Below are 20,974 nucleotides of genomic sequence, written 5' to 3' on the forward strand. Positions count from 1 at the left end.
GTGGGGGGATGGGCGGGAGCGGAGTGCTCAGGTCAGGGGGCGGTCCCCGTCTGAGTCCTGCCGAGGAACAAGGTTTCCTGCAGCAATCCATCCGGGAGCTGGAATTTTGCCAGTTCCGCAGGCAGGCGGTCAAGCTTGTTCCACTCGCGGTAGAGGGTGGCCAGCGCCTCGGCGAGTTCCTCGCCCATGCCCTCGTGCTCCTTCAGCAGGAGGGTTTCCGCCTGCTCGAACTGACGCTGGCGGGTAAGCAGGCCGGCGTACACGAGCACGAGTTCCGGGTGGGACTCGCCCCGACTGCGGGTGCGGTCCAGCGCCGTGGCGGCCAGGGACAGCGCGAGGTCGGTGCGGCCGCAGCCGTCCAGCGCCTCCACGTGGCCGATGGTGTCATTGCCCCCCGGATAGGTCATGCGGATGAGCTTGGCGAAGAACTCCTGCAGTGCGTGCTTGTCCCCGAGTCCCTGGTACACGGCGCTGAAAATCGGCGCATCGCGCAGCGAGTCACCCGTGCTGGCCACGGCGAGCGCCCAGGTGGGGCGCTTCTGCTTCAGCAGGGTCTCCACCGCGAGCTTCTGGGAAACAGCGGCCACGATGTCCGCCTTGTCCCGCCAGGGTTGGGCGATGCGTGGGACCTGGTGCTCCTCCAGCCGCGGCGCCAGCGTGGCCAGTGCGAGGGAGGCCGTGGTGCTGGGTGGCATCGCAGTGATGGCGCTGATCCAGGACGCGGCTCGTGGTCCGTCAGCCTCCTTCATCATGAAGCGGACCCAATCCCGCAGCACCAGTTCATCCGGCGTATCCATGCGCAGCAGCGCGGTCACGCGGGTGGACTGGCGTACCGGGTCCCAATCGGGGGAGGCGGCCTCCAGCTTGAGCTGCTCCAGCCGCAGGCGGAAGCGCTCGGCGGGTTCCTTGATGGCGCGCTCCGCTCGCAGCAGCAGGCTCTGGGCTTCCACGGTGCGCTTGTGATCTGCGAGCACACGGCTCAGGGACAGCACGCTGCCGGTGTGCAGCGCCTGGGTGGGCTGCAGGCGCATGCGCGCCACCATGCCGACATCCGCGCCGCCGGGGCCGGAGCCGGGTCCACGCGTGACCAGGTTCATGAGTTCGCGCATCTCATCCCACAGGCCGGCTTCGGCCACGAGCTCTGCGCGCAGCTCCAGGGTCTCACGCGCGGCATCGCTGTAGAGATTGTTCAGGTCCACCTTGCGCACGGCATCCAGCGCGCGGGTCTTGTTTCCCTGTTTCACCAGCAGCAGGGCGCGGTGCAGGTGGGCCTCCACCTCCTGTGGCCAGAGCTCTGCCAGCTCCTCCCACGCGGCGAGAGCGCCGGGGATGTCCCCACGGCGTTCCAGAAGGTTGGCGAGTTCCTTGAGATACGGCACCTGCGCAGGCTCGCGCGGCCCGGGGGCCTTCACGGTGATGACGTCGCGGAAGGCCTGCAACTTCAGGTGCAGCGTATCCTGCAGGCGCGCGAGGAACTTGGCGTGCTTCGCTTCGAGGAAGTTCTCCGGCAGATTGAGCGGACGGCTTTGCAAGTCTGCGGCGAAAAGTTTTTCGATGTAGGGGATGCCCGCGGCGCATTCCCACGAGCTCTCGCAGGCACGCAGAAGCTGCTCGCAGTATTCCAGATTCTGCGGGGAGCGCTCGGGCAGCCGGCGGAAGACCTCGATGCACACGCGTGGCAGGCCATTCACTTCAAGGAAGGTGCCCAGTTCCAGCAGCGCTTCCACGGAATCATCCGCCTCCAGATATTCACGCACCAGACGCACGCGCTCCAGATGACTGGCAGAGCGAAGCTGGCGCAGCAGGACCTGGTTGCGCCAGGCGCTGTACTCATAGTTCGACTTCGGGCCGATGGCGATGCCGCCAAGCCGCTGATACATGACCTGATCCGCATGCCGTACAGGGCCGGAGAGTCCGTCCTGCTTCAGGAGATCACCCCACTCGCGCGCATCATCCCAATAGCTGCGCATGTGGTTCACTTCATCGATGCGCGGGCCGGGCATCACCGTGCCGGGTGGCGGGCGGCCCATGAGCGGCTCGGCAAAGGGACGCTGGCACAGAAAGCCATTTGCCAGGTAGTCCTGCAGCTTGGCACCGGCAGCATCCTCCGCACCTGCCAGGCCCAGCAGGCGAATTTCACGCAACGCGCCAAAGGCGGAGGGCGGCAGCTCATGCAGGCGCTGCCAGCTCTCCTTCAGAATACGATCCCGCTCCTGCGTCGTCGGCGCCAGGCGGATGAGTTGCGTGGCGCTGTTCACAAAGAGGTCCATGGCCCGCGGCTGATCGTTTGCGTTGATGGGCGTGCGCCATGCCTCCAGGAGGTGGGTGTACTGCAGATCCGGGCGGCCCATGAGCTCGGCCACCTGGGACAGATTGGAGTGGCTCATGCCGAGGTAGGCCGGGGATTCATTCTCCATGGCCAGCGTGCGCAGTGTGTAGGAGGGCTCGTAGCGCTGGCGGCTCTCCAGCTTCCGCGCGACGTCGATGAGTTCCGCATTGCTGTACAGGCGGGACTCACCCATGAGACGTGCTGCTTCCACAGGGAAGGTGAAGCTGTTGTCCTCCGCCAGCATGTGGCACACCGCTTGGAGTACCCCGCGGCGTTGCTTGCGCTCAGCCTCGGTGCCCTTCGGAAAGGCGGCCCAGCCCAGGGCATCCTTCATGCCGTGCGAACGAATGCTGAGCCACACGAGAAGGAACTGTGCCTCCAGAGTCTTCGCGCTGCCCAGGCGGCCATGCACGAGCCCGCGGAAGGCCTCGCCCGCCTCGGCATACCGTAGCGCCCATGCCACTTCGATTTCCGCCATGCCCTCCGTGCCGCGCAGCAGATCTGCGGTGGTGGCTTCCGGCCGCATCTCATGACGCAGGCGCATGAGTTCCTCCACCGCGCGCAGCCGCACTTGTGCAGCGTCGTCCGGTATCAAGGCAAACTCCCCACGCGGCAGGCCCAGGAAGGTGCGCAAGCGATCGCGCTCCGCCTGGTCGAGCCCCGGTGCATTATCCAGTGAATTCAGCAGGGCGATGGGCACGATGGATTGTGCCCGGCGCTCATCCAGCAGCGGCCACGGGAGGCGCTCCACCTGCACTGCGGCGGAGGCGGTGGGAGGCTTCGAGTTGCGCAGGAGCTGCAGCAGCGTCTGCTCCGCAGCGGCATTGTCCCCCATGTCCTTCTGCTGGAGCGCGAGGCGGAGGAGATTCTTCACATCCCACGCACGCACGCGGGCGAGCTGCTCATGCACACGGCGCGCAGCTTCGTTCTGGCCGCTCTCTTCATAATGCTGGGCCAGCTCTTCGAGTGACGCGGGATCCTGCAGTGAGTGCAGTTCCAAACGACGCCGTGCCTGGTCTGCCTCCACCATGCGGAAGTCCTGCTCCAGAAGCGAAACCAGCTCACGCCACTCCGCCGTCTCACGTGACTGCGGCGCGGTGGCGGCGATTTGCTTCTGGAAATAGATCGCGTTGCGCAGGTCGCCGGCATTCATGGCCGCGGTGCGGAGTTGCTCCAGGGAGAAGGGCGTGTCCGGTGCGGCATAGTAGGCCTGCTTCATCTCAGCGAAGGCCTTGAGGGCATCCCCCTGCTTCTCATACACGGAAGCGAGCGCTTCATGCCAGAAGCCATCGAAGGGCGCACGCCGTGAGCGCTCCTCCAGCGCGGTGAGGAGAAGATCGAGCCGTTTGGTGATTTCAGTGTCCGGCAGGCTGCCCTGCACCACGTCCGCCCAGAGCAGGCGCTCCAGCGCGCGGGAGAAGAGATCGCGACGCCGCTTCACATCCGCCTCGCCATCCAGGAGCTGCATCTGTGTTTCCACGTACTCCTTGTGCTGGCGCTGGGCGATGAGGATTTCCGCATAACGCTCCAGCAGCGGGGCCGAGCCGGCGCGCGAATCACGCGCGGCTTTTTTCCAAAGGCTCATGGCATCATCCCGGCGCCCGGACTCCAGGTAGTACTGCGAGAGGGAGGAGAGCACCGCTTCATTGCGTGGCTCCTCGCGCGCAAGACTTTCCAGGATGCGGATGGCCTCGGCGGGACCGCGCGGATTGTTTCCATCCAGCGAGGTGCGGTTGGAGCGCAGCACGCTTACGTGGGAACGTGTTTCGAGGAAGGAGGCGAGATTGGCGAAGGTGACATCCGGGTCCCGAGGTGGCGTGAGCTGGCGGGTATCCGTGAAGGCGGGACGGTTCCCCTCCTGCTCAGCGAGGCGCAGGAGATAGCTGGTGCGGTTGCTGGCATCCAGCGTGGAGAGCAGCCGGAGCTGTTGAATCGCGAGCGTGGTATTCTTATCCGTGGTGGCCAGGTCCAGCAGCAGCTTCTCCACCTCCACCGGCGCGGGAATCCACTGGTGCCTCGCATTGAAATGGACGAGGCCGATGAGGTCATACGCGAGCTGCGTGTAGTCCGCACGGAAGGCCCACCAGGCGGCGCGGAACTTCCGCTCCGGTGTCATGTCCGCCGGTGCCGCAAGCAGGGGCTGCAGCATGTGTCCCGCCCACGCGACCACCCAACTGGGAGAGGTGGACCATGGCCGCACCAGCTGCCACTCGGCGGCATACACGCCCGCGGCCTGCGCCAGGGCAAAGTCCTGCACCGCCTGCGGCACGGTCGCCTTTGGCTGGGGAGGGGGAGCGTCTGAGCCGAAGCCCTCGCCGGTGAAGATGGCCGGCAGGCGGAAGTCTGCGCTCGGCTGTGCCTGGGCGAGCGGGCGCAGCACCTGGTCCCCGGAGAGCATGGCCAGCACGCGCTCATCCACCTCCAGCCGCTGCTCGTGCGAGGTGCTCAGGGTCCATGCTTTCTCCAAAAGGGGCAGGGCTTCATCCGTGGCGCCGCGCTGGGCGAGGATGTCTGCCAGTGCGAGGAAATCCGCCGGGCCTGAGGGACCCTCCGTGGCGCGGACAGCGAAAGTCTCCGCCAGTTCCATTTTACTCGACCCACTGAAGAATGATGCGATGGCGCGCAGGCGGCGGTGCTGCTCCTCAGTCGAGGCGCCGGGGAGTGTGCGCCACGCTTCGAAGACCTCCACCGCCTCCTTGTCCCGCTGGCGCTTCACCAGGAAGGAAGCGAGCTCAAAGACCGGCTCCGTCTTCTCCGGATCGCGCCGCACGCGGGCGCGCAGCACCAGCTCGATCACACTGTCCAGCGAGCGCTGCTGGGCGAACTGCAGCACGAGCTTCTCCACCTCGGGCGCACCGCCTTGAGTCTCCAGCAGATTCTTCAGGCGCTGCTCAGCCTTCGCCTGCTCCTTCGCCTGCAGGTGCGCTTCACAACGCATCAGCACCAGCGCGGCAGGGTCAGAGGCATCCCCCTTGAGCGACTCGTCCAGCAGCTTCGCCGCCTCCGCGTGGGCTTCATTTTCGAACAGCGAGCGCACCAGATCCCAGCGGTACTCCGTGGCGGTGGGGAAGGTTTTCACCAGTTCCCGCAGCCACTTTACACGCTCATTCGAATCCACCACGAGGCTGGAGAAGCGCGCCACATCACTCAGCGCCTGCTCGCGCACCGGCTGCTCCTGCGCGGCCTTGATGAGGTCCGCCTTCAGCGACTCGAGCTGGTTGAATCGCTCATGCAGCCGTACCAACCGTTGGAAAAACTGTCCATACCGCCAGTCCTTGAAATGCAGCAGGGCCAGACCCTCGCGGAGCGAGGCTGCCGCATCATCGAACTGGTCCGCCTGCTCCTCCAGGCGCGAGAGATCATAGAGCGCATCCAGACGCTTCGCCGGGTCGGACGACTCCGCGAGCTGGCGGTAGAGCGTGACTGCTTTTTCGAGGAATCCCGCACCGAGCATGAGTTGCGCCGCCTCGCGGGTGATGCCTGCGTGGTCCGGCTGCAGTGCCACCGCCTTTTCCCAGGCAGAGGCGGCGACGTCGCGCTTGTCTGCGGAGAGCGCCACGCGCCCCTCTTCCAGCAGCAGGACCGCGCGCGCTGGGTCCTTCTCAGGAAGCGTCTCGCCGAGCTTGTGGATGAAGCCGAGTGCCGTGGCGTATTCCCCCGCACCCTGTGCCAGGTCCGCGCGGGCGCGCAGGGCGATTGCATTGGCTGCATCGAGCTTCAGCACCTCGTCATACCGAGCCGTGGCCTCGACCAGCTTGCCCGCCTTGCGCAGCAGATGCGCATGCACCAGCAGCACCGGCGCCTGCTGTGACTGCGCCTTTGCCTGGGTGTCGATGCTCTCCAGCAGGAACGCCGTGGAGTTGTGCTTCTCATACAGCTCCCACAACAGATCCAGCACCCGGCCGTACTCTGGCTTTTCCACGAGGAGATTCAGGTACTCCGTGGCCAGCCGCGTGTCCTTTTCCGCCCAGGGCTTGGGCGCGGCGTCTGCGGTGGTTACCGCTGCGGCCGGTTGGGCTTGGGGTTGAGATTGCGGGTGAGAATCCGAAGGCTCAGAAGGAAGAATGTAAGAAGGTGCGGGGGCAGGGGAGGATGGAGCCGAAGGTGCAGACTGCCCGAGCGCCGGCTGCGCCAAGGCAAAGGAAAAAGCAAGCGTAACCCCGAGTGTCCCCAAGGCGATGCCGTCCCACATCTTGCTCGTGCTCATGCTCTTCCTCTTACGCCTTATCCCGGCCCGCAGAGACCACCGGGAGCCAATCAACCCTGCGTGACCAGGGCACGCGCATCGACTCGTCCGGGGGGCTTCAGACATTCAGATAAAGATACGTAAAAAGGTGCCGGATGCATGCCATTCTGTCCAGATTTGAGTGGAGTGGGGTGGGGAGGGGGAAAGAGAGGGGGTAGATGGAGGGGGGCGAATCGTCTCGTGGCTTACGCCCATCTGCGATTTCCAAATAAACCTGCTACACACGCAAGCTTGCGCGAAGGGCCTTACGAAACACTTGCGCTCACACGGAGGCCGCGCCTGCATGGGTGCGCTACCATGCCTTCAGAAACACCCGCAAAACCCGCTCCCGGTACCACCGCTCCTGACTTCACCGCGCCTGTGATTGGCGGCGGGTATGAGGATGGCGCCGTGCTGTCCCTTTCTTCTCTGCAAGGCTCCCCGGTGGTGCTGTACTTTTACCCCAAGGATGATACACCTGGATGCACCACGCAGGCCTGTGGCATCCGCGACTCGTGGGGTGTACTCTCGCGCAAGGCAAAGCTCTTTGGCATCAGTGGCGATTCCATCAAGAAGCATGCGAAGTTCCAGAAGAAGCACGAGCTGCCTTTCCCACTCCTCAGTGATGAGGACCATGCCATCGCCACGGCGTATGGCGTGTGGGTGGAGAAGATGCTCTACGGCCGGAAATACATGGGCACGGAGCGCAGCACCTTTGTGATTGGCAAGGACGGCATCATCAAGGCCGTGCTGGAGAAGGTGAAGCCGGAGAAGCACGTGGAACTCGTGCTGGAAGCGCTCCAGGGATGAGTTGAAACGCAAAGCAGCGAAGCAACAAAGGTGATGCATGATGGTTCGGAAATCCAGCGTGAGGCTGCAACCGACCATGCCGCATAACTCATAAGAACTGATTCAGAACCTTCTGCTGCTTCGCTGCTTTGCGTTTCACCAAAGTTGCGACATTCGCCGCCCCAGGTTGTCTAAGGGCAGCATCATGAATGCGTTTCCGAAAGGGGGTGAATATCACCACGGTCGGTTGCCGTTTTCCCTGATTGTACCGTTGCTTTTTGCAGGGCTTCTTCAGGTCGCCTGCTCACAAGGTGAGGGTAGACGCGCAGAGCGGGATTGGGATACGATGCGCGAAGAAATGGTCAAAAATCAGATAGAAGGAATCGGCCGGGACATTCGCGACAAGAAGGTGCTGGCCGCCATGCGCTCCGTGCCACGGCATGAGTTCGTACCGGAAGCACAGCGTGAGGAGGCGTATGCGGACACCGCACTGCCCATCGGCCACGGGCAGACCATTTCGCAGCCGTACATTGTCGCCTTCATGACGGAGAAGCTGCAGGCAGGACCGGAGGATCGCGTGTTGGAAATCGGCACCGGTTCCGGGTATCAGGCGGCCATCCTCGCGAAGATTGTGAAGGAGGTCTACACCATCGAGATCGTGGAGCCTCTGGGGAAGCAGGCAGCAGCGGACCTGAAGCGCCTGGGCTTTACCAATGTGAAGACACGTATCGGCGATGGTTATGTGGGCTGGCCAGAGGCGGCGCCGTTTGATTCCATCATTGTCACCTGCGCGCCGGACAAGATTCCCAAGCCGCTGCTGGACCAACTGAAGGAAGGCGGCCGCATGATCATTCCCGTGGGGCCGGAGCGTGGCCGGCAGAATCTTTACCTCATGCAGAAGACGGATGGGAAGGTGACGCCGGTGGCGATACTCCCTGTGCGCTTCGTGCCGATGACCGGTGAGGCGGGGCGGTGAGGTGAAGCGCCGGGCATTTCAAAGGAGCGCGGACACTCTTGTCCGCTGCCCCTGAGTTCCAATCCCCTTTCATGTGGCAGGCAAAGGCCACATTCCACGAGCTGCTCCAGAGGCGTCACCAGCGGCTTCTATATCAGGAAGGTGGCTGCGCCACAGAACGGCGGACAAGAGTGTCCACGCTCCTTTGCCCAGGCATTTGCTCCCTTCACAAGGACACTTTTTATAACTACCGTGGATTCACGCGTGGCACGGGCACAGGAGCCGGGTATCCCTGTGGTGGCACCCCGGGAATGGGCTCGCCAGCGGGCACGCCGGGCACGGAATAGGATGAACCACCCTCACCTGTGGACAGAGGGGAGGCGAAGGTGCCGCTGGAAGGGGGCGGCTGGGTGGTGAGGATGGGCTCCAGCCTGCCCGGGGTGGCGGGCGCGCCGGGTGTGGCCGGAGGGGTGCCGGGCGGTACCAGGCCTGGGGAGCCGGCGGGCAGCACGACCATATCCCCCGCATGCGGCAGGCCATCCACGATGTCCGCGGCCAGGAAGTTCAACTTACGCTCGGATCCAGCCACCAGGCGGGCCCGCAGACCGCTCGAGGTGCGCGTCTCCAACTGCGTCCCCGCGGCGATGGCGAGCCGCTGCTCGATGCGCACCAGCACGAACTGTTGCTCCGGATTGACCGACTCAATGGTGCCCACGTAGAGGTCACGGGTGCCGTCTATCTTCTTTTCCTCGCCCTTCTCCCGGTTCTTTTTGGAACTGCCCATGCCCGCGAGTCCACGCTTTGCCAACCCACAGCCGCTGGAGAAAACAGCAAGGCTGGTGAGAAGAAGGGCGACACAGAGGCGGCGGGACGTCATGAGGGAGTAGGCGGACGGGCGTAAGGTGCGCTTTATAGAAAGACCAGTGCCGGGACGAGGGCAAGCATGAAAGTCATGTGCCGTGCGGTTAGGCAACTCAAATTTTTGACCCGCAACGCTTTCGCGGGCCGGACGCGGTGGGTGCGGAAGGCGAAATGGGAGGTGCGGAAGCGTGAAATGATGGCTGGCGGAGGATGGCGACAGAAGGCCAGCGGGCATCCGTGAAAGGCGCGTGGTGCGGACGATTTGCGCGTGGAACGCCATGGAGTATTCCACCCTGCACCATGCTCTGGATCAACTTGCGCTGCGCGATGAAAGCATCGCTGTGTCATGCAGTGTGACCTTGTCCGTGGCGCTTTTCCCTTCACAAACGAGGCAAACTTTCCAAAACGGTGCGTGAAGTCGCGTTTTCCGGCATTGGTGCGTTTTGACAAAAAAGGCTTGCTGTACTTGGGGCTGCTTCGCAAACTCGCCTGCGTTTCGATTCGAGACAGCAAGCAACTCAAGCCAAGCAATTCGAACCACAAACCGACCATCCAAATGAGCTCCATCGTTCCTATGATCTCCTCCGGCACCGCCGGCCCGCTCGGAGTCCTGCACCTTCCCCGTCTCTGGCAGAAGGCCTCGCTCGAAGCCGTTGGCAAGCTTCATTCTGACTATCCCGGCTGCGGCAAAGGCTATGACCAAATGGTGCTCAGCGGCCTGGGTATTGATCGCGAAGAGTTCCTCAGCTACATCAAGAGCAGCAAGCCCTCCTACGTGCAGCTCGAAGAGTGGATCCTCTCCAAGAAGGGCGGCAGCCTCGACCAGGCCGCAGTGAAGAAGCTCAACGATGATATCAGGGGGTACATCCATGCGGACGACACCCGCGCCGGCATCCTCTCCTCCGCCGGCCGCAAGGATGACGGCAGCATCAAGGATGCCGTGAATCTGAACAACCTGGATGACTGGGCCACCTTCTACAGCGCCGAGCTGAAGTAGTGTTACCAGTGGCAGCTGCAGTCGCAGTGGATGAATTCCATTGTGATATTGAATTAAAAAACCCGGGGCTGTGAGGCTCCGGGCTTTTTGTTGTGAGTGCTGAGGGTGGTGGCGAGGTTTATGCCATGTAGCTTTGAATGTATTGATTCTCGCACGATGGATTCACAGAATAGAGTCGTCTATTCGTCGCGAGCTATCCGTAGCCGCGCCCTGAAGGGGCGCAGGAGCCCAGCCCAGGGTTAGGGAGCCTAAGCGACCGACACCCTGGGTGGTCATCCATAGAAGTTCGACTCTGAAAGAGTCGCGGAGTTGTTCAAAGCACCTGCCATATGGCTGACCCTGCGTCCTTCTCCTGGACCCCTTCAGGGTCCGTGTGTTTTTTCTACGCCTACCCAAGGTGTCGGTCGCTGAGGCTCCCTAACCTTGGGCTGGGCTCCTGCAGCCCTTCAGGCTGCAACTTCGAAAAGCTGCATTGAACCTCTGGGGCAATTGCAGGAACAGCCGATTTCACGGGGTAGATAGTCGAATCAGTTTCGCTGCAGGTGAGTGCGGCTGAAGCGTAGCTACTTTGTTGATGCTGCCTCAGCGGCATCCTCACGCCGCCGCCTGCACGGCGAGGATGCACTTATGTATATCTTCGCGCAGTCGTCGCACCTGGGTACACACCTCGGGTACATCGCTGCTGGGATGTTCCAGATGGGCGCCGACAGGAATGAGGCTGAGCGTGAAGAGATGGTCGTGTAGATAGCGCTTCGCTTCTTCATCCGTGGCCAGGCTGAAGAGACCGGCGTAGAAGCGCGGCTTGGGATCCTCCACTGGCCCCAGGGTGCGGACGAGTTCGCGCACGATGCGCAGGCTGTCGATGAGCCGGGTGTGATCGGTGGCTGCGAGATGGTCCAGGTACGCGTTGGCACGATGCTGCAGGCCGGAGTGCACCAGCCAGCGGCTATTCACCTTGCGCACCCAGGCTTCCAGAAGGCGATCGTCTTCCGGGCAGCCATGATTCTTCCTGCCGCACGTGTCTTGTGCGGCAGGAGGCATGGGAATGATTTCGGGGTTCATTTCGGAGCGGAGCAGGAAGTGGACGTGTATTGATGGATTCGGAGGGAGACTCGGACGGTTACGTCAGGCGACAGGCTCCCCCTTCAGGATGGAAAGGATGCGCAACTGGCGGGATCCTCCCGGGGCATCCAGCGTGACGGTGGCGCCCACGGGACGACCGAGCAGGGCGATGCTGATGGGGGCCAGCACCGAGTAATGACCGGCATCCAGGTCCGCCTCGTGCGGAAGCACAATCCGGCAGACCATCGTATTAGACGCTGGAGCGGAGAAATCATTCACCGTGACGGCATCATAAAGACTGACCGTGGGGGACTTCGCAAGACTTTTTATGCCGGACCGCCCGGTGGCCGCCTGCTCCACGAGACGCATCAGTTCGTGGTGCCTGCCTTCGTCGAGCTGCGGGATGAACTCGCGCTGAGCGTGAAGGGCATGGATGATGTGAATGTCTTTTTGCGATAGAGTAATGGGATAAGCGCTCATGATCATGGGGATGGCATGGTTTCCAGGAGGGGTGCGCCAAGCGTGCGTCACCCTGGCCTCAGGCAAGACAATGCGAGGCCAGGTCAGCGGACGGCAGGCGACCAGGTAGGTGAAAGCGCTGAAGGATGCAGCGCGGGTGTCAGGCGCGGGGAGGCCGGGATTGACAGCTCAAGAAAAGGCCGCCCCGCCTAATGCCGGAAGGCCGTGAGGCGGTGACCATGCCGGGTCGCAGGCACAAGCATCCGCAGCCCAGCCTCAAGGGAGGGCATCTTTGCGGTGGATGTGCAGCTCATTTTCATGACCAGATAGATAGGGACACAAGATAAGCCATGAAATGCGAAAGGCAAGTGAGGGGAATAGCCGCAAAAGAACGCAAAGAACGCAAAAAGGGTTTGGTCAGGGGTGCGGCGAAGATTGCAGAGATAGCCAGGCTGGGTCTGAAGTGACCTCATAACTTCAACTCACCCAAGACAATCAGACCTTTTGCGTTCTCTGCGTTCTTTTGCGGCCATTCCCTTCCTCTCGAATCTCCCCATTGGGTGCCACTCGTATCACATTTGCGTTGAACCTGTGCCCACGCTCGTGTTCTGAGTACGGCTCGCGATTTCGCATTTTCAAAATCCAATCCCCGTTCCCGTCCCATGTCCCGTATCCTTGCCGCCATGTCCGGAGGTGTCGACAGCAGTGTCGCCACGGCACTGCTCGTGCGTGAGGGGCATGAGGTACAGGGCGCGTACATGAAGAACTGGATCAATGAGGAGAACATCATCGGCCACTGCCCGTGGGAGGAGGACATCGAGGATGCGCGCGCGGTGGCGGACCAGCTCGGCATCGAGTTCCGCGTGGTGAATCTCATGCAGGAGTATCGCGAACGCGTGGTGAAGTACCTGCTGGAGGGCTACCAACAGGGCATCACACCGAATCCGGATGTGATGTGCAATCGTGAGATGAAGTTTGGCGTGCTCTGGGACTGGGCAAAGGATCACGGATTTGATGCCATCGCCACCGGGCACTATGCGCGCAATGATGTGCTGCCGGAAGATGGCACCGCAGTGGTGCGGCGCGGCGTGGATCCGAACAAGGACCAGACCTACTTCCTGGCCATGATGCGACCGGAGCAGGTGGAGATTGCCCGGTTTCCCATCGGCTCGCTGCTAAAACCGCAAGTGCGCGAAGAGGCGGCCAAGCTCGGCCTGAAGACCGCGGAGAAGAAGGACAGCCAGGGTATCTGTTTCATCGGTGAGGTGAAGATGGAGGACTTCCTGCGCACCTTTGTGGAGGACAAGCCGGGAAACATTGTGAATCTCGAAGGCAAGGTACTCGGTGAGCATCGCGGCCTGCACCTCTACACGCTCGGTCAGCGCAAGGGCCTGCGCGTGGCGAGCAATCTCTACAAGCAAGCCTATGTCGTCGTGGCGAAGCGCGCGGCGACGAATGAGTTGGTGATCGCGATTGAGCGGGAAGATACGCCACTGCTGTGGGCACGGCGTTGTACACTCAATGGCATCTCCACTACGGGTGCAGACCTCACACGTGAGTGGAATCTGCTCGCCATGCCACGCTATCGCAACCCGTCAGCCGAGGCGCACTTCCGTCCCTATCAGCGTGAGGACGGCTGGGCCGCCGAGCTCACCTTCGCGTCACCGCAGCGTGCGCTCACGCCGGGGCAGATCTGCGCGCTGTATGATGGCGACCGCTTGCTCGGCGGTGCCGTGTTTGAGACCATTCATTATGATTGATACCCTGTGCGTCCGTGGACATGATGCGGACGCGCATGGCAAAATCCACCAAGTACGACGACGCCGACTGGCACTACGACAAGAAGTTCGTGGAGTCCGGACTGCCGGAGCAGCACAGCGCGCATCACATCCTGTATTTCCAGCGCTGGCTGCAGGAGCATGATGCCCTGACTGATGACTTCTGGGTGGAGGTGGTGGACGATGGCCCGCGTGTCTTTCCGGAGGACTTCCGTCCGTGGGGAGACATCGTGTTTCTGGATTACATGGTGAAGCCGGAGTGGCGTCCGTTTGTGGAAGCGTATTACGAGAGTGAGTATGCGCGTGACTATGTCGCAACGCTGAAGGGTGAGTTGCCCAGCATGTATCATATTCCCTTCACGGATGAAGGAAGCGCGAAGCTGAAGCCGGTGCTCGATGAGCGCTATGCCCAGTGGCAGGAGAAACCGGACCGCTGGCTGAAGCCGCAGAGGCAGACAGTGGCGCAGAAGCATCCCAGGACTATTGGCACGCTCGCCACCGTGGGATTCATCCTCCTGCTCGTGCTCGTGGTGGTGGTCGTTGGGAAGCTCTTCGACCTTGTGGAGCGCGCCATTCAGGGCACGGTGTTCCAAGTGCCCGTCACCATCTTGGTCTTTGCCCTGATGGGATGGGGCGTGTGGACGGCCTTCCGCAAGAAGGCCTGACTGCGCCATTCGTACGAACCTCATGGACACCGGCCTGCTCCTCACACGTGCTACTGCGATGCTTGCCTTCGTGGTCTATGTGATGGCCTTTGTCCCACGCTTTCGGCATGCATGGAGCCGGATGTGGTGGTCGGTGGGTGCGGCGGTGTTTCTGGTGCACGTGATCTGTGCATTTCACTTCGTGCATCACTGGAGCCATGCGGATGCCTATGCGGCCACGGCGAGGCAGACGTATGCACTCGCCGGGCTCGATTGGGGCGGGGGAGTGTATTTCAACTATGTCTTCACCGCGCTGTGGGTGGCGGATGCGGTGTGGTGGTGGGCGTCACCGGCGAGTCATGAGAGGCGGGCGCGTGCTATTCCGTATGCGCTGCACGGCTTCATGCTTTTCATGTGGTTCAATGGGACCGTGGTGTTTGGCGGGGAGCTTGCGAGGTGGGTGGGTGTGGCAGGGTTTGTGGTGTTGGGTGTGGCATGCTGCATTGGATTCAACACAGAGACACAGAGACGCAGAGGAAACTTCGGAGACTGAAACTGAGGTTGAGAGGGAGTTGGCTCTGTGGGCTGGACAGAAATGCATTTCCTCAGTCTCCGTGCCCTCTGTGTCTCTGTGTTGAATCCAATGCACGCGACTACACCCGTCCTCTTAGGGCCCAGCCACGAATACGCGGAACGACGATGGCTCAACCACGGCCAACCACTGCTCAGAAATCGCAAACCTCCCCGCCTATCCCTGATACAACACCCGGCCGCACTGTTCGCAGTTGGTGATTTCCTTCTGCTCGCGGACGCCCTGGATGGTGGCGAGCACGACTTTCATGTGGCAGCCCTGGCAGGTCTCCTTGTCGAGATAGACCACGACGGAGTTGCCCTTGCTCTTCAGAAGGCGGTTGTACATGGCGAGGGCGTCAGGCTCGACATTGGCTGAGAGTTCCGTCCGTTCCTTGGTGAGTTCCGCGACGCGCTCCTGGATGGCCTTGGCACGCTCGGTCAGTTCTGTGATTTCGCTGTCCACGCTTTTCTTGGTCACGCCGAGTGCCTGCTGGGCGGCGGTGAGGTCGGGCTTGACCTTTTCGAGCTTGTCCATGAGCTCCAGTTCCTGGTCTTCCAAGTTGGAAATCTCCTTTTCATAACGCTCGATTTCGTGGCCCATGGCGCGGAACTCCTCGTTCTTCCGCGTGGCGAACTGCTGCTCCTTCAGGCGGCCGATGGTGTTGCGCCGGGTGTTGGCATCGAGTTCGAGATTTTTGATCTTCAGTTCCACCTCGCGCACACGGCCCTGCGCCGTGGTCACGGATGCCTCATCGTCCGCAAGGCGTCCCTTGGCGCGCTCCTGCAGCATGGGGATGTTCTTGAGATCCTTGGAAAGGGAGATGATGCGTTGGTCGCGATCTTGAAGGTCGAGGAGCTGCTGGATGACGGGGAGCATGGGGAGAGAAAGTTATGAGCGAAAGGTTATCGGTTATGGGGTTGTGAGCAACGACGGGCTGTGTGGCGGTGTGAGATGGGGAAGCAATTTTAACTCATAACTTCTAACTCATAACCCCTTGACACTTAATACAACTCCACCGGCGACCGCTTCCCGTCTTCCACGCTGAGGATGGAGGCGCGCTCTTCACCGAGGGTGTCCACACGGAGCTGCCAGATGGCGTTGTTGATTTCGGCGAAGCGTTCGAGGGAGAAGGGGGAGGGCGTGGAGAGTTTCTTCTTGGTCTTCTCCAGGCGTATCAGGGCATCATACACCACGGGGTCTGGCAGGGCTTCGAGGTGCTTCTTCGCTTCCTCCACCATTTCGAGGCGGTGGCAGATCATGACCATGTCGTTGCCGGCCTTCACGGCTTCCTGGATGGCCTGCTCGAAGGTCACCTCGTTGAGAATCGCGCCCATGTCGAGGTCATCGGTCATGGCGAGGCCTTCGAAGCCGAGCTGGTCGCGCAGGAGCTTCTGCACGATGTTGTGGGAGAGGGAGGCGGGCCAGCGCTCGTTCTGCGGGTCGTAGGCGCGGTAGTTCGCGTGGCAGACCATCACGCTGTCCAGCTCCGGCATGAGGGCGCGGTAGGGGAGGAGTTCCTCCTTGTCCAGCTGCTCGCGGGTTTTGTCGATGATGGGGAGGAACTCATGCGGGTCGCACTCGGCGGGGCCGTAGCCGGGGAAGTGCTTGGCGCAGCTCAGCACGCCCTCCTTGCGCATGGCGCGGTTGAAGACGCCGGCGAAGTCCACCACCTGCTGCGGGTTCGTGCCGTAGCAGCGTCCCTTGAGCGAGTTGTCCGCGGTGTCATCATAGCTGATGTCCAGCACCGGGCAGAGGTCGAGATTGATGCCGAAGAGCCGCAGGATCTGGCCGGTCAATTTGCCATGCTGCTTGATGAGGGCGGGGGCGCCCTTTTCGCGGAGCTGCTGGGCATTGGGCGGCTCGTGGCCGATGTAGCGCAGGCGGGAGACGCGGCCCCCCTCCTGGTCGATGGTGATGATGGGCTCGATCTCGCTCAGGTCGCGCAGGTCATCGCAGAGCTTGCGGAGCTGGGTGGCGTCCTTGAGGTTGCGGCTGAAGAGGATGTAGCCGCCGGGCTGGAGCTTTTTCAGACGCGCGGCGGTCGCGCTGTCGAGTTCAGGAGCAGGGATGCCGGTGAGGAGAAGCTGGCCGAGACGGTTGGCGTGAGAGGACATTTTGGAATTTCCCCAAGCCTAGCGGGAAGGCGGGAAGGTGCAAGCGTGGCCTGAGTTCACTGAGGATTCGCCGCAAAAAGACGCAAAACGCACAAGAGGATACGGAAGCAAGACGTGGTTCAGGGGCTCTCTCATTAGCGAACGTTAGCGCCAATTAGCGGTCCCCCCAAGCTCACGTCCTCCGTCTCACGAAGGTTCCCACACGCCCAGCTTCTCCAGCGTGCGCGTGACGTTGCCTGACCAGTCCTTGTTCGCCGCGGGGCTGGCTGGGCTGGGGTGCAGGATGCGGGCGATTTTCATGTCGGGGAAGGCGGGCTTCAGCATCAGGGCGCGGCCTTCGGCGAAACCACCCACGCCGATGAGCCACTCGGGCTGCAGGGCCTCCACGAGCTGGTGCAGATGCTCGTCGCACGCGCGGAAGACGGGCTCCATTTCGGCGGGGCGAATCTTGTCCGGCGTGAGATTGGCGCCTGTCTCGCTCATGAAGACGAGCGGGCAGTAGTTGGCCACGAAGTGGTCCGCGAAGAACGCCTCCGCCGGGCCGAAGCGTTGCGCAAAGAGTCCCCACAACCGGCGACCGCTCACCTCGCTCTGTGGGCAATCGAAGCCCACCACCGGGCGCTTCGGGTGCTCCTTCGGTGGCTTGCCCACGGCGGTCTTGATGCCCAGCCAGTCGCGCACGGCCGCGATCTCGCCAAAGGGCACGCCGGTCTGCGTCATGCCAAAGGGGCCGGGATTCATGCCGAGGAAGACGACCTTCTTCCGCGTGCTGCCGTAGCGCGTGAGATAGGCCTCATGGGGCTCGGCGGCATACTCCAGCGGATTGTAGACAAACTCGACGGGCGGAGAGAATCGCAGAGGCTTCAGGGTATCGCGCAAGCGATGGGCGGCGGAGACGAGTGCCTTGTGAGGAGATGCAGCGGCTGGCATGGTGGGGAACCTCAGGCATGCACCAGCCTCAGGAGTTGGGCGAGATATTTTTGCAGGGCGGGAGCGGAGGCGTTTCCGGTAAGGCGGGTCTCACACGCATCACAAGGCCTTGATATTCGTCGGGGCACTGCCGAAGATGCCGCAGTACCTGCCTTGCCTGTGCATAGTCGCTGCGCCGCTGGTCCTTCTATTATGTCAGACAAGCCATACCAGCCTACCTTCAAGCCTCCGTTTGACCCGTCGAAGGAGTCTCCTGCGGGTGGCGAAGGTGAAAAGCTGGACCCACCCAGGGGGAGCCGATACAAGCTTTTGCTTATCACCTGGGGTCTCGCGCTGGTCGCCACCTGCCCCCATCCGACGGGCATCCTGCTGGTGCCGTATTTTCCGTTGGGACTAGCGAAGATCCTCGGGCTTGAACCCAATGACGGCAATGGTATCGTCATGGTATACATCGGCTACCTGTTCCTCTGCGTAGCCGTGGTGACTACGAGCAAAAAATTCTGGTTTTACGTCTTCTACATATTGCTCGTGTGCATGCTGCTCACCAATGTGGCGGGCTGCCATACGGGCTGGGCCGAACTTTCCAAAATAAATTGAGGTGAATCAAAGGCAGGTTCGAGTCCTGTGTTGATACTCAATGCATCGGAGGCGCATGCACCTCCCATTGCGGCAAACGGGACTTGCACCTGCGTCCCAGTGGCGTGGCACACGGATTTTTCGCTTTTGTTTTTCTCTTTGAACTAGATAATTTTTTCGAAAGGGTGCGCACTTCATTCCTGTAAGAACTTCAACAGACTCTTGTCATGAACCAATTCTTTAAAGCAGTCCTGATCGCTTTCTTTTGCGCTTTCTTCCCGCAACAAGCGCCTGCTGCACCAGAGGTCACTCCGCTGGAGGTCACCAAGATGAAGCCGGAGAGTCCGGCCAAGCTGCCCCTTGGTGAGAAATTCACCGTCAGTATCCGATACCACAATCCCGGGCCCAATCCGGTGCAAGTCTTTGCGCGTCCCTACACCAAGGGGGCGAGTACGCGGGGCTATGGTGCGCACCCCTGCGAGCCGCGAGGCAAGGGTCGAGGAAAGGTTGAGGGATGGTTTGTCTTTGATGCCAAGGCCAAGGTCGACGAGATCGTGATTACCATGGTAGATTCCAAGACCAAACAGGTGTCTGCCACACTCAAGGTGCCAGTTGACCTGACGTGGGAATGATTGTGGACATCTGATCTGATCTCTTGCGAGGGGATGCAGGCAGGCCGCTGAAATGGCGCTCGGATATTGGCATTTGAAGGCAAATTCAAGTTTACCGGGCGAGTGCTTCAGTATTGCCGTGCCTAAGCCGAATCGCTAGGCTCCGCTATGGATCAGCCTGATTGCGGGCTGGTCGTGCTTCGTCTGGCATCCCCCCAAGCGCCCATGAGCATTTTACAATTTTTGAAAAAGCGTTTTTCGCCGCTGCGGATCTCGGATCCGGACTTCGGCAGCTTGCTGTACATGCGCATCCCGAATGCGCCGGAGCGGTCGTATTGGGAGTGTGAATGGAACTTTCCCCGGACAGGCACGAATATCTCCATCAGCCTGCCGGGAGATGAGAGCGGGCCGTGGGAAGAGTCGCGGCAGTTCTACTTTGAGGCGGTGGAGCGCTTTGACCAAATCCTTGCCGCCGTGCGGCCGAAGCTGGATGAGGTATTCATGGAATGGCTGCAGCGTGAAGTGCCGGACTACATGTTCTCCGAGTTGAGGTTGGCGGGCTTTGACCTGCAGGAATCCAGGGCCCAGCCGGTGAAATGGGACATCACCTTTGAGACGACGGGGAAGAAATGGCTGGGCATCAGCATTCCCTTCGAAGGAGAATCTCCGGGGGATGCGACGGTGGATACGTAAACGCAGAAGAGGCATCGCATGTCCTGGAGCTCAGATGAGCCACGCTGGCACGGAGGGAATATACCCAAGGTTCCTCCAAAGAATTTCGTGATCAACGGAACCGAGTTTGATCGCGTTCCGTACGGCGAAGGGGAGGACGATTTGGATTTTCCCACGTGTGATGACTGTGGAGTTCGCAGAGGAAAGTTGCATCTCCTCGGCTGCGATCTGGAGCCATGTCCGCGCTGTGCTGGACAGGCGATCACGTGCGATTGTTTCTACGAGGACGACTGACCAGCATCGAGGCGGGTGGGCGTTTTTGTGTCACGCTTCTGTGCTTGCGTGGGGATGGGGGAGCCTCCACACTCCGCGCATGAGCGCGCCTGATTCCCTCTCCGAGTACCTCGTCATTTCCCGCGGTCAGTGGGACAAGGACCTTTCGCCGGAGCGCATCCAAACGGCCATCGACGAGTTTTACTCCTGGATCGAGGTGTTGATTGCCCAAGGGAAGATGAAAGCAGGGCAGCGCCTCTCCGACCAGGGCTCCACGGTTTCGAAGAGCGGCATTGTCACGGATGGACCCTTCGGTGAGACGAAGGAGGTGGTGGGTGGCTTCTGGTTCTTCCTGGCGCACAGCCTGGAGGAAGCGTCCGCGCTGGCGGCGAAGAATCCCTGCCTGCAGTGCGGCCTTTTTTATGAAGTCCGTCCGGTGGAGAACGCGCGGGCCAATGCGTTTGTGAAGATGACGGAGACGCCGCAGGGGTAGACGTCGGCTCTCTGACCACGTCTGACGACACAACACAAATCCCCTCACGCCGAAGTCGCTGAAGCGCTCAGGTGTTGCAGCTTCTCCTTCAGCAGCTGGCGCGCGCGATACAGCCGGGTTTCCACGGCCTTCGCAGAGCAGCCGAGGCTGCCGGCAATCTCATGGTAGCCGAGGTCGTGGTAGGTGAAGAGCACCAGTGCCTCGCGCAAGTCCGGTGGCAGGGCCTGGATGGCGCGCTGCACCGCGCGCGAGGTCTCGCTTTGGGCGAGGGCTTCATCGGGCGTGCAGTCGTTGCTTTTGGGCTCTCGATCCAATTCCTCCAGCACCTGGATGGAGTCGGAGGGATGGCGTGAGAGCCAGCGATGATGGTTGCGCGCCAGGTTCGCCGCGATGCTGAAGATGAAACTGGGGAAGGGTGCGGTGGCTTTATAGCGCGTGCGGCTCTGGTACACTCGCACAAAGGTCTCCTGTGCGAGATCCATGGAGGCGGCGTGGTTGCCCGTCATGCGAAACAAGAAGGCGGCGATGCGATCCTTCCATCGGTGCATGATTTCACTCAGGGCGAGATCCTCGCCCTGCGCGAGGCGCTGCATGGCCTCGGCATCCGCATCGGTCGCCGTCGTGTGCATGCT

General features: G+C 61.6%; 18 protein-coding genes. 10 read left to right on the top strand and 8 right to left on the bottom strand.

From position 1 onward, the window contains the following. Nucleotides 1-32: 32 nt before the first annotated feature. Nucleotides 33-6,536, bottom strand: a complete 6,504-nt coding sequence (locus G5S37_RS09555) for a tetratricopeptide repeat protein (protein WP_165203106.1) — start codon at nt 6,534-6,536, stop codon at nt 33-35. Between the two features lie 336 nt (nt 6,537-6,872). Here G5S37_RS09555 and bcp point away from each other — a divergent pair, with 336 nt between their 5' ends. Then, entirely contained in the window at nt 6,873-7,364 is a 492-nt protein-coding gene (gene bcp, locus G5S37_RS09560) for a thioredoxin-dependent thiol peroxidase (protein ID WP_165203108.1), read from the top strand. A gap of 325 nt (nt 7,365-7,689) precedes the next feature. Further along, nucleotides 7,690-8,319 carry a protein-L-isoaspartate(D-aspartate) O-methyltransferase gene (locus G5S37_RS09565; RefSeq protein WP_165203110.1) on the top strand — a complete coding sequence of 210 codons (630 nt, stop codon included), beginning with the start codon at nt 7,690-7,692 and terminating at the stop codon, nt 8,317-8,319. Between the two features lie 226 nt (nt 8,320-8,545). Here the strand turns inward: G5S37_RS09565 and G5S37_RS09570 are convergent, their stop codons facing one another. Next, nucleotides 8,546-9,175 carry a hypothetical protein gene (locus G5S37_RS09570; RefSeq protein WP_165203112.1) on the bottom strand — a complete coding sequence of 210 codons (630 nt, stop codon included), beginning with the start codon at nt 9,173-9,175 and terminating at the stop codon, nt 8,546-8,548. 540 nt (nt 9,176-9,715) lie between these two features. On the opposite strand from G5S37_RS09570, the gene G5S37_RS09575 reads away from it, so the two are divergent. Then, nucleotides 9,716-10,156: a DUF5069 domain-containing protein gene (locus tag G5S37_RS09575; protein ID WP_165203114.1), complete on the top strand. Its 441-nt coding sequence runs from the start codon at nt 9,716-9,718 to the stop codon at nt 10,154-10,156. A gap of 594 nt (nt 10,157-10,750) precedes the next feature. Here the strand turns inward: G5S37_RS09575 and G5S37_RS09580 are convergent. After that, nucleotides 10,751-11,218: a hypothetical protein gene (locus G5S37_RS09580; protein WP_165203116.1), complete on the bottom strand. Its 468-nt coding sequence runs from the start codon at nt 11,216-11,218 to the stop codon at nt 10,751-10,753. Nucleotides 11,219-11,281: 63 nt separating this feature from the next. Continuing rightward, nucleotides 11,282-11,698 (bottom strand): GreA/GreB family elongation factor, encoded by a 417-nt coding sequence (locus G5S37_RS09585; protein ID WP_165203118.1) that lies wholly within the window; start codon nt 11,696-11,698, stop codon nt 11,282-11,284. Between the two features lie 641 nt (nt 11,699-12,339). On the opposite strand from G5S37_RS09585, the gene mnmA reads away from it, so the two are divergent. From mnmA to G5S37_RS09600, 3 genes are read left to right on the top strand one after another with little or no spacing between them, the layout of a single operon-like run. Next, a complete protein-coding gene (mnmA, locus tag G5S37_RS09590) occupies nt 12,340-13,437 on the top strand; it encodes a tRNA 2-thiouridine(34) synthase MnmA (protein ID WP_165203120.1) in 1,098 nt (365 codons plus the stop codon). A gap of 35 nt (nt 13,438-13,472) precedes the next feature. Then, nucleotides 13,473-14,120 (top strand): hypothetical protein, encoded by a 648-nt coding sequence (locus G5S37_RS09595; protein WP_165203122.1) that lies wholly within the window; start codon nt 13,473-13,475, stop codon nt 14,118-14,120. A 22-nt stretch (nt 14,121-14,142) separates the two neighbouring features. Further along, nucleotides 14,143-14,652: a hypothetical protein gene (locus G5S37_RS09600; RefSeq protein WP_165203124.1), complete on the top strand. Its 510-nt coding sequence runs from the start codon at nt 14,143-14,145 to the stop codon at nt 14,650-14,652. 195 nt (nt 14,653-14,847) lie between these two features. Here G5S37_RS09600 and G5S37_RS09605 read toward each other — a convergent pair whose 3' ends face one another. The 3 genes from G5S37_RS09605 to G5S37_RS09615 all read right to left on the bottom strand — a co-directional run bounded on the left by G5S37_RS09605 (nt 14,848) and on the right by G5S37_RS09615 (nt 17,717). Then, complete coding sequence (locus tag G5S37_RS09605) at nt 14,848-15,549, bottom strand: C4-type zinc ribbon domain-containing protein (RefSeq protein WP_165203126.1); 702 nt, start codon at nt 15,547-15,549, stop codon at nt 14,848-14,850. Between the two features lie 125 nt (nt 15,550-15,674). After that, nucleotides 15,675-16,787 (bottom strand): beta-N-acetylhexosaminidase, encoded by a 1,113-nt coding sequence (gene nagZ, locus G5S37_RS09610; protein ID WP_165203128.1) that lies wholly within the window; start codon nt 16,785-16,787, stop codon nt 15,675-15,677. 186 nt (nt 16,788-16,973) lie between these two features. Further along, complete coding sequence (locus G5S37_RS09615; protein WP_165203130.1) at nt 16,974-17,717, bottom strand: single-strand selective monofunctional uracil-DNA glycosylase; 744 nt, start codon at nt 17,715-17,717, stop codon at nt 16,974-16,976. Between the two features lie 192 nt (nt 17,718-17,909). Here G5S37_RS09615 and G5S37_RS09620 point away from each other — a divergent pair, with 192 nt between their 5' ends. The 4 genes from G5S37_RS09620 (at nt 17,910) to G5S37_RS09635 (ending at nt 20,342) form a co-directional block, all read left to right on the top strand. Beyond that, on the top strand, nt 17,910-18,314 hold the full coding sequence (locus tag G5S37_RS09620) for a hypothetical protein (RefSeq protein WP_165203132.1): 405 nt from the start codon (nt 17,910-17,912) through the stop codon (nt 18,312-18,314). A gap of 206 nt (nt 18,315-18,520) precedes the next feature. Next, nucleotides 18,521-18,925, top strand: a complete 405-nt coding sequence (locus G5S37_RS09625) for a hypothetical protein (RefSeq protein WP_165203134.1) — start codon at nt 18,521-18,523, stop codon at nt 18,923-18,925. 204 nt (nt 18,926-19,129) lie between these two features. Further along, nucleotides 19,130-19,597, top strand: coding sequence for a hypothetical protein (locus G5S37_RS09630; RefSeq protein WP_206026373.1), 468 nt, complete (start codon nt 19,130-19,132; stop codon nt 19,595-19,597). Nucleotides 19,598-19,949: 352 nt separating this feature from the next. Beyond that, nucleotides 19,950-20,342, top strand: coding sequence for a YciI family protein (locus tag G5S37_RS09635; protein ID WP_165203138.1), 393 nt, complete (start codon nt 19,950-19,952; stop codon nt 20,340-20,342). A gap of 44 nt (nt 20,343-20,386) precedes the next feature. Here G5S37_RS09635 and G5S37_RS09640 read toward each other — a convergent pair whose 3' ends face one another. After that, entirely contained in the window at nt 20,387-20,971 is a 585-nt protein-coding gene (locus G5S37_RS09640; protein WP_165203140.1) for an RNA polymerase sigma factor, read from the bottom strand. Nucleotides 20,972-20,974: the final 3 nt, after the last annotated feature.

It is taken from the genome of Roseimicrobium sp. ORNL1 (assembly GCF_011044495.1).
GTDB lineage: Bacteria > Verrucomicrobiota > Verrucomicrobiia > Verrucomicrobiales > Verrucomicrobiaceae > Roseimicrobium.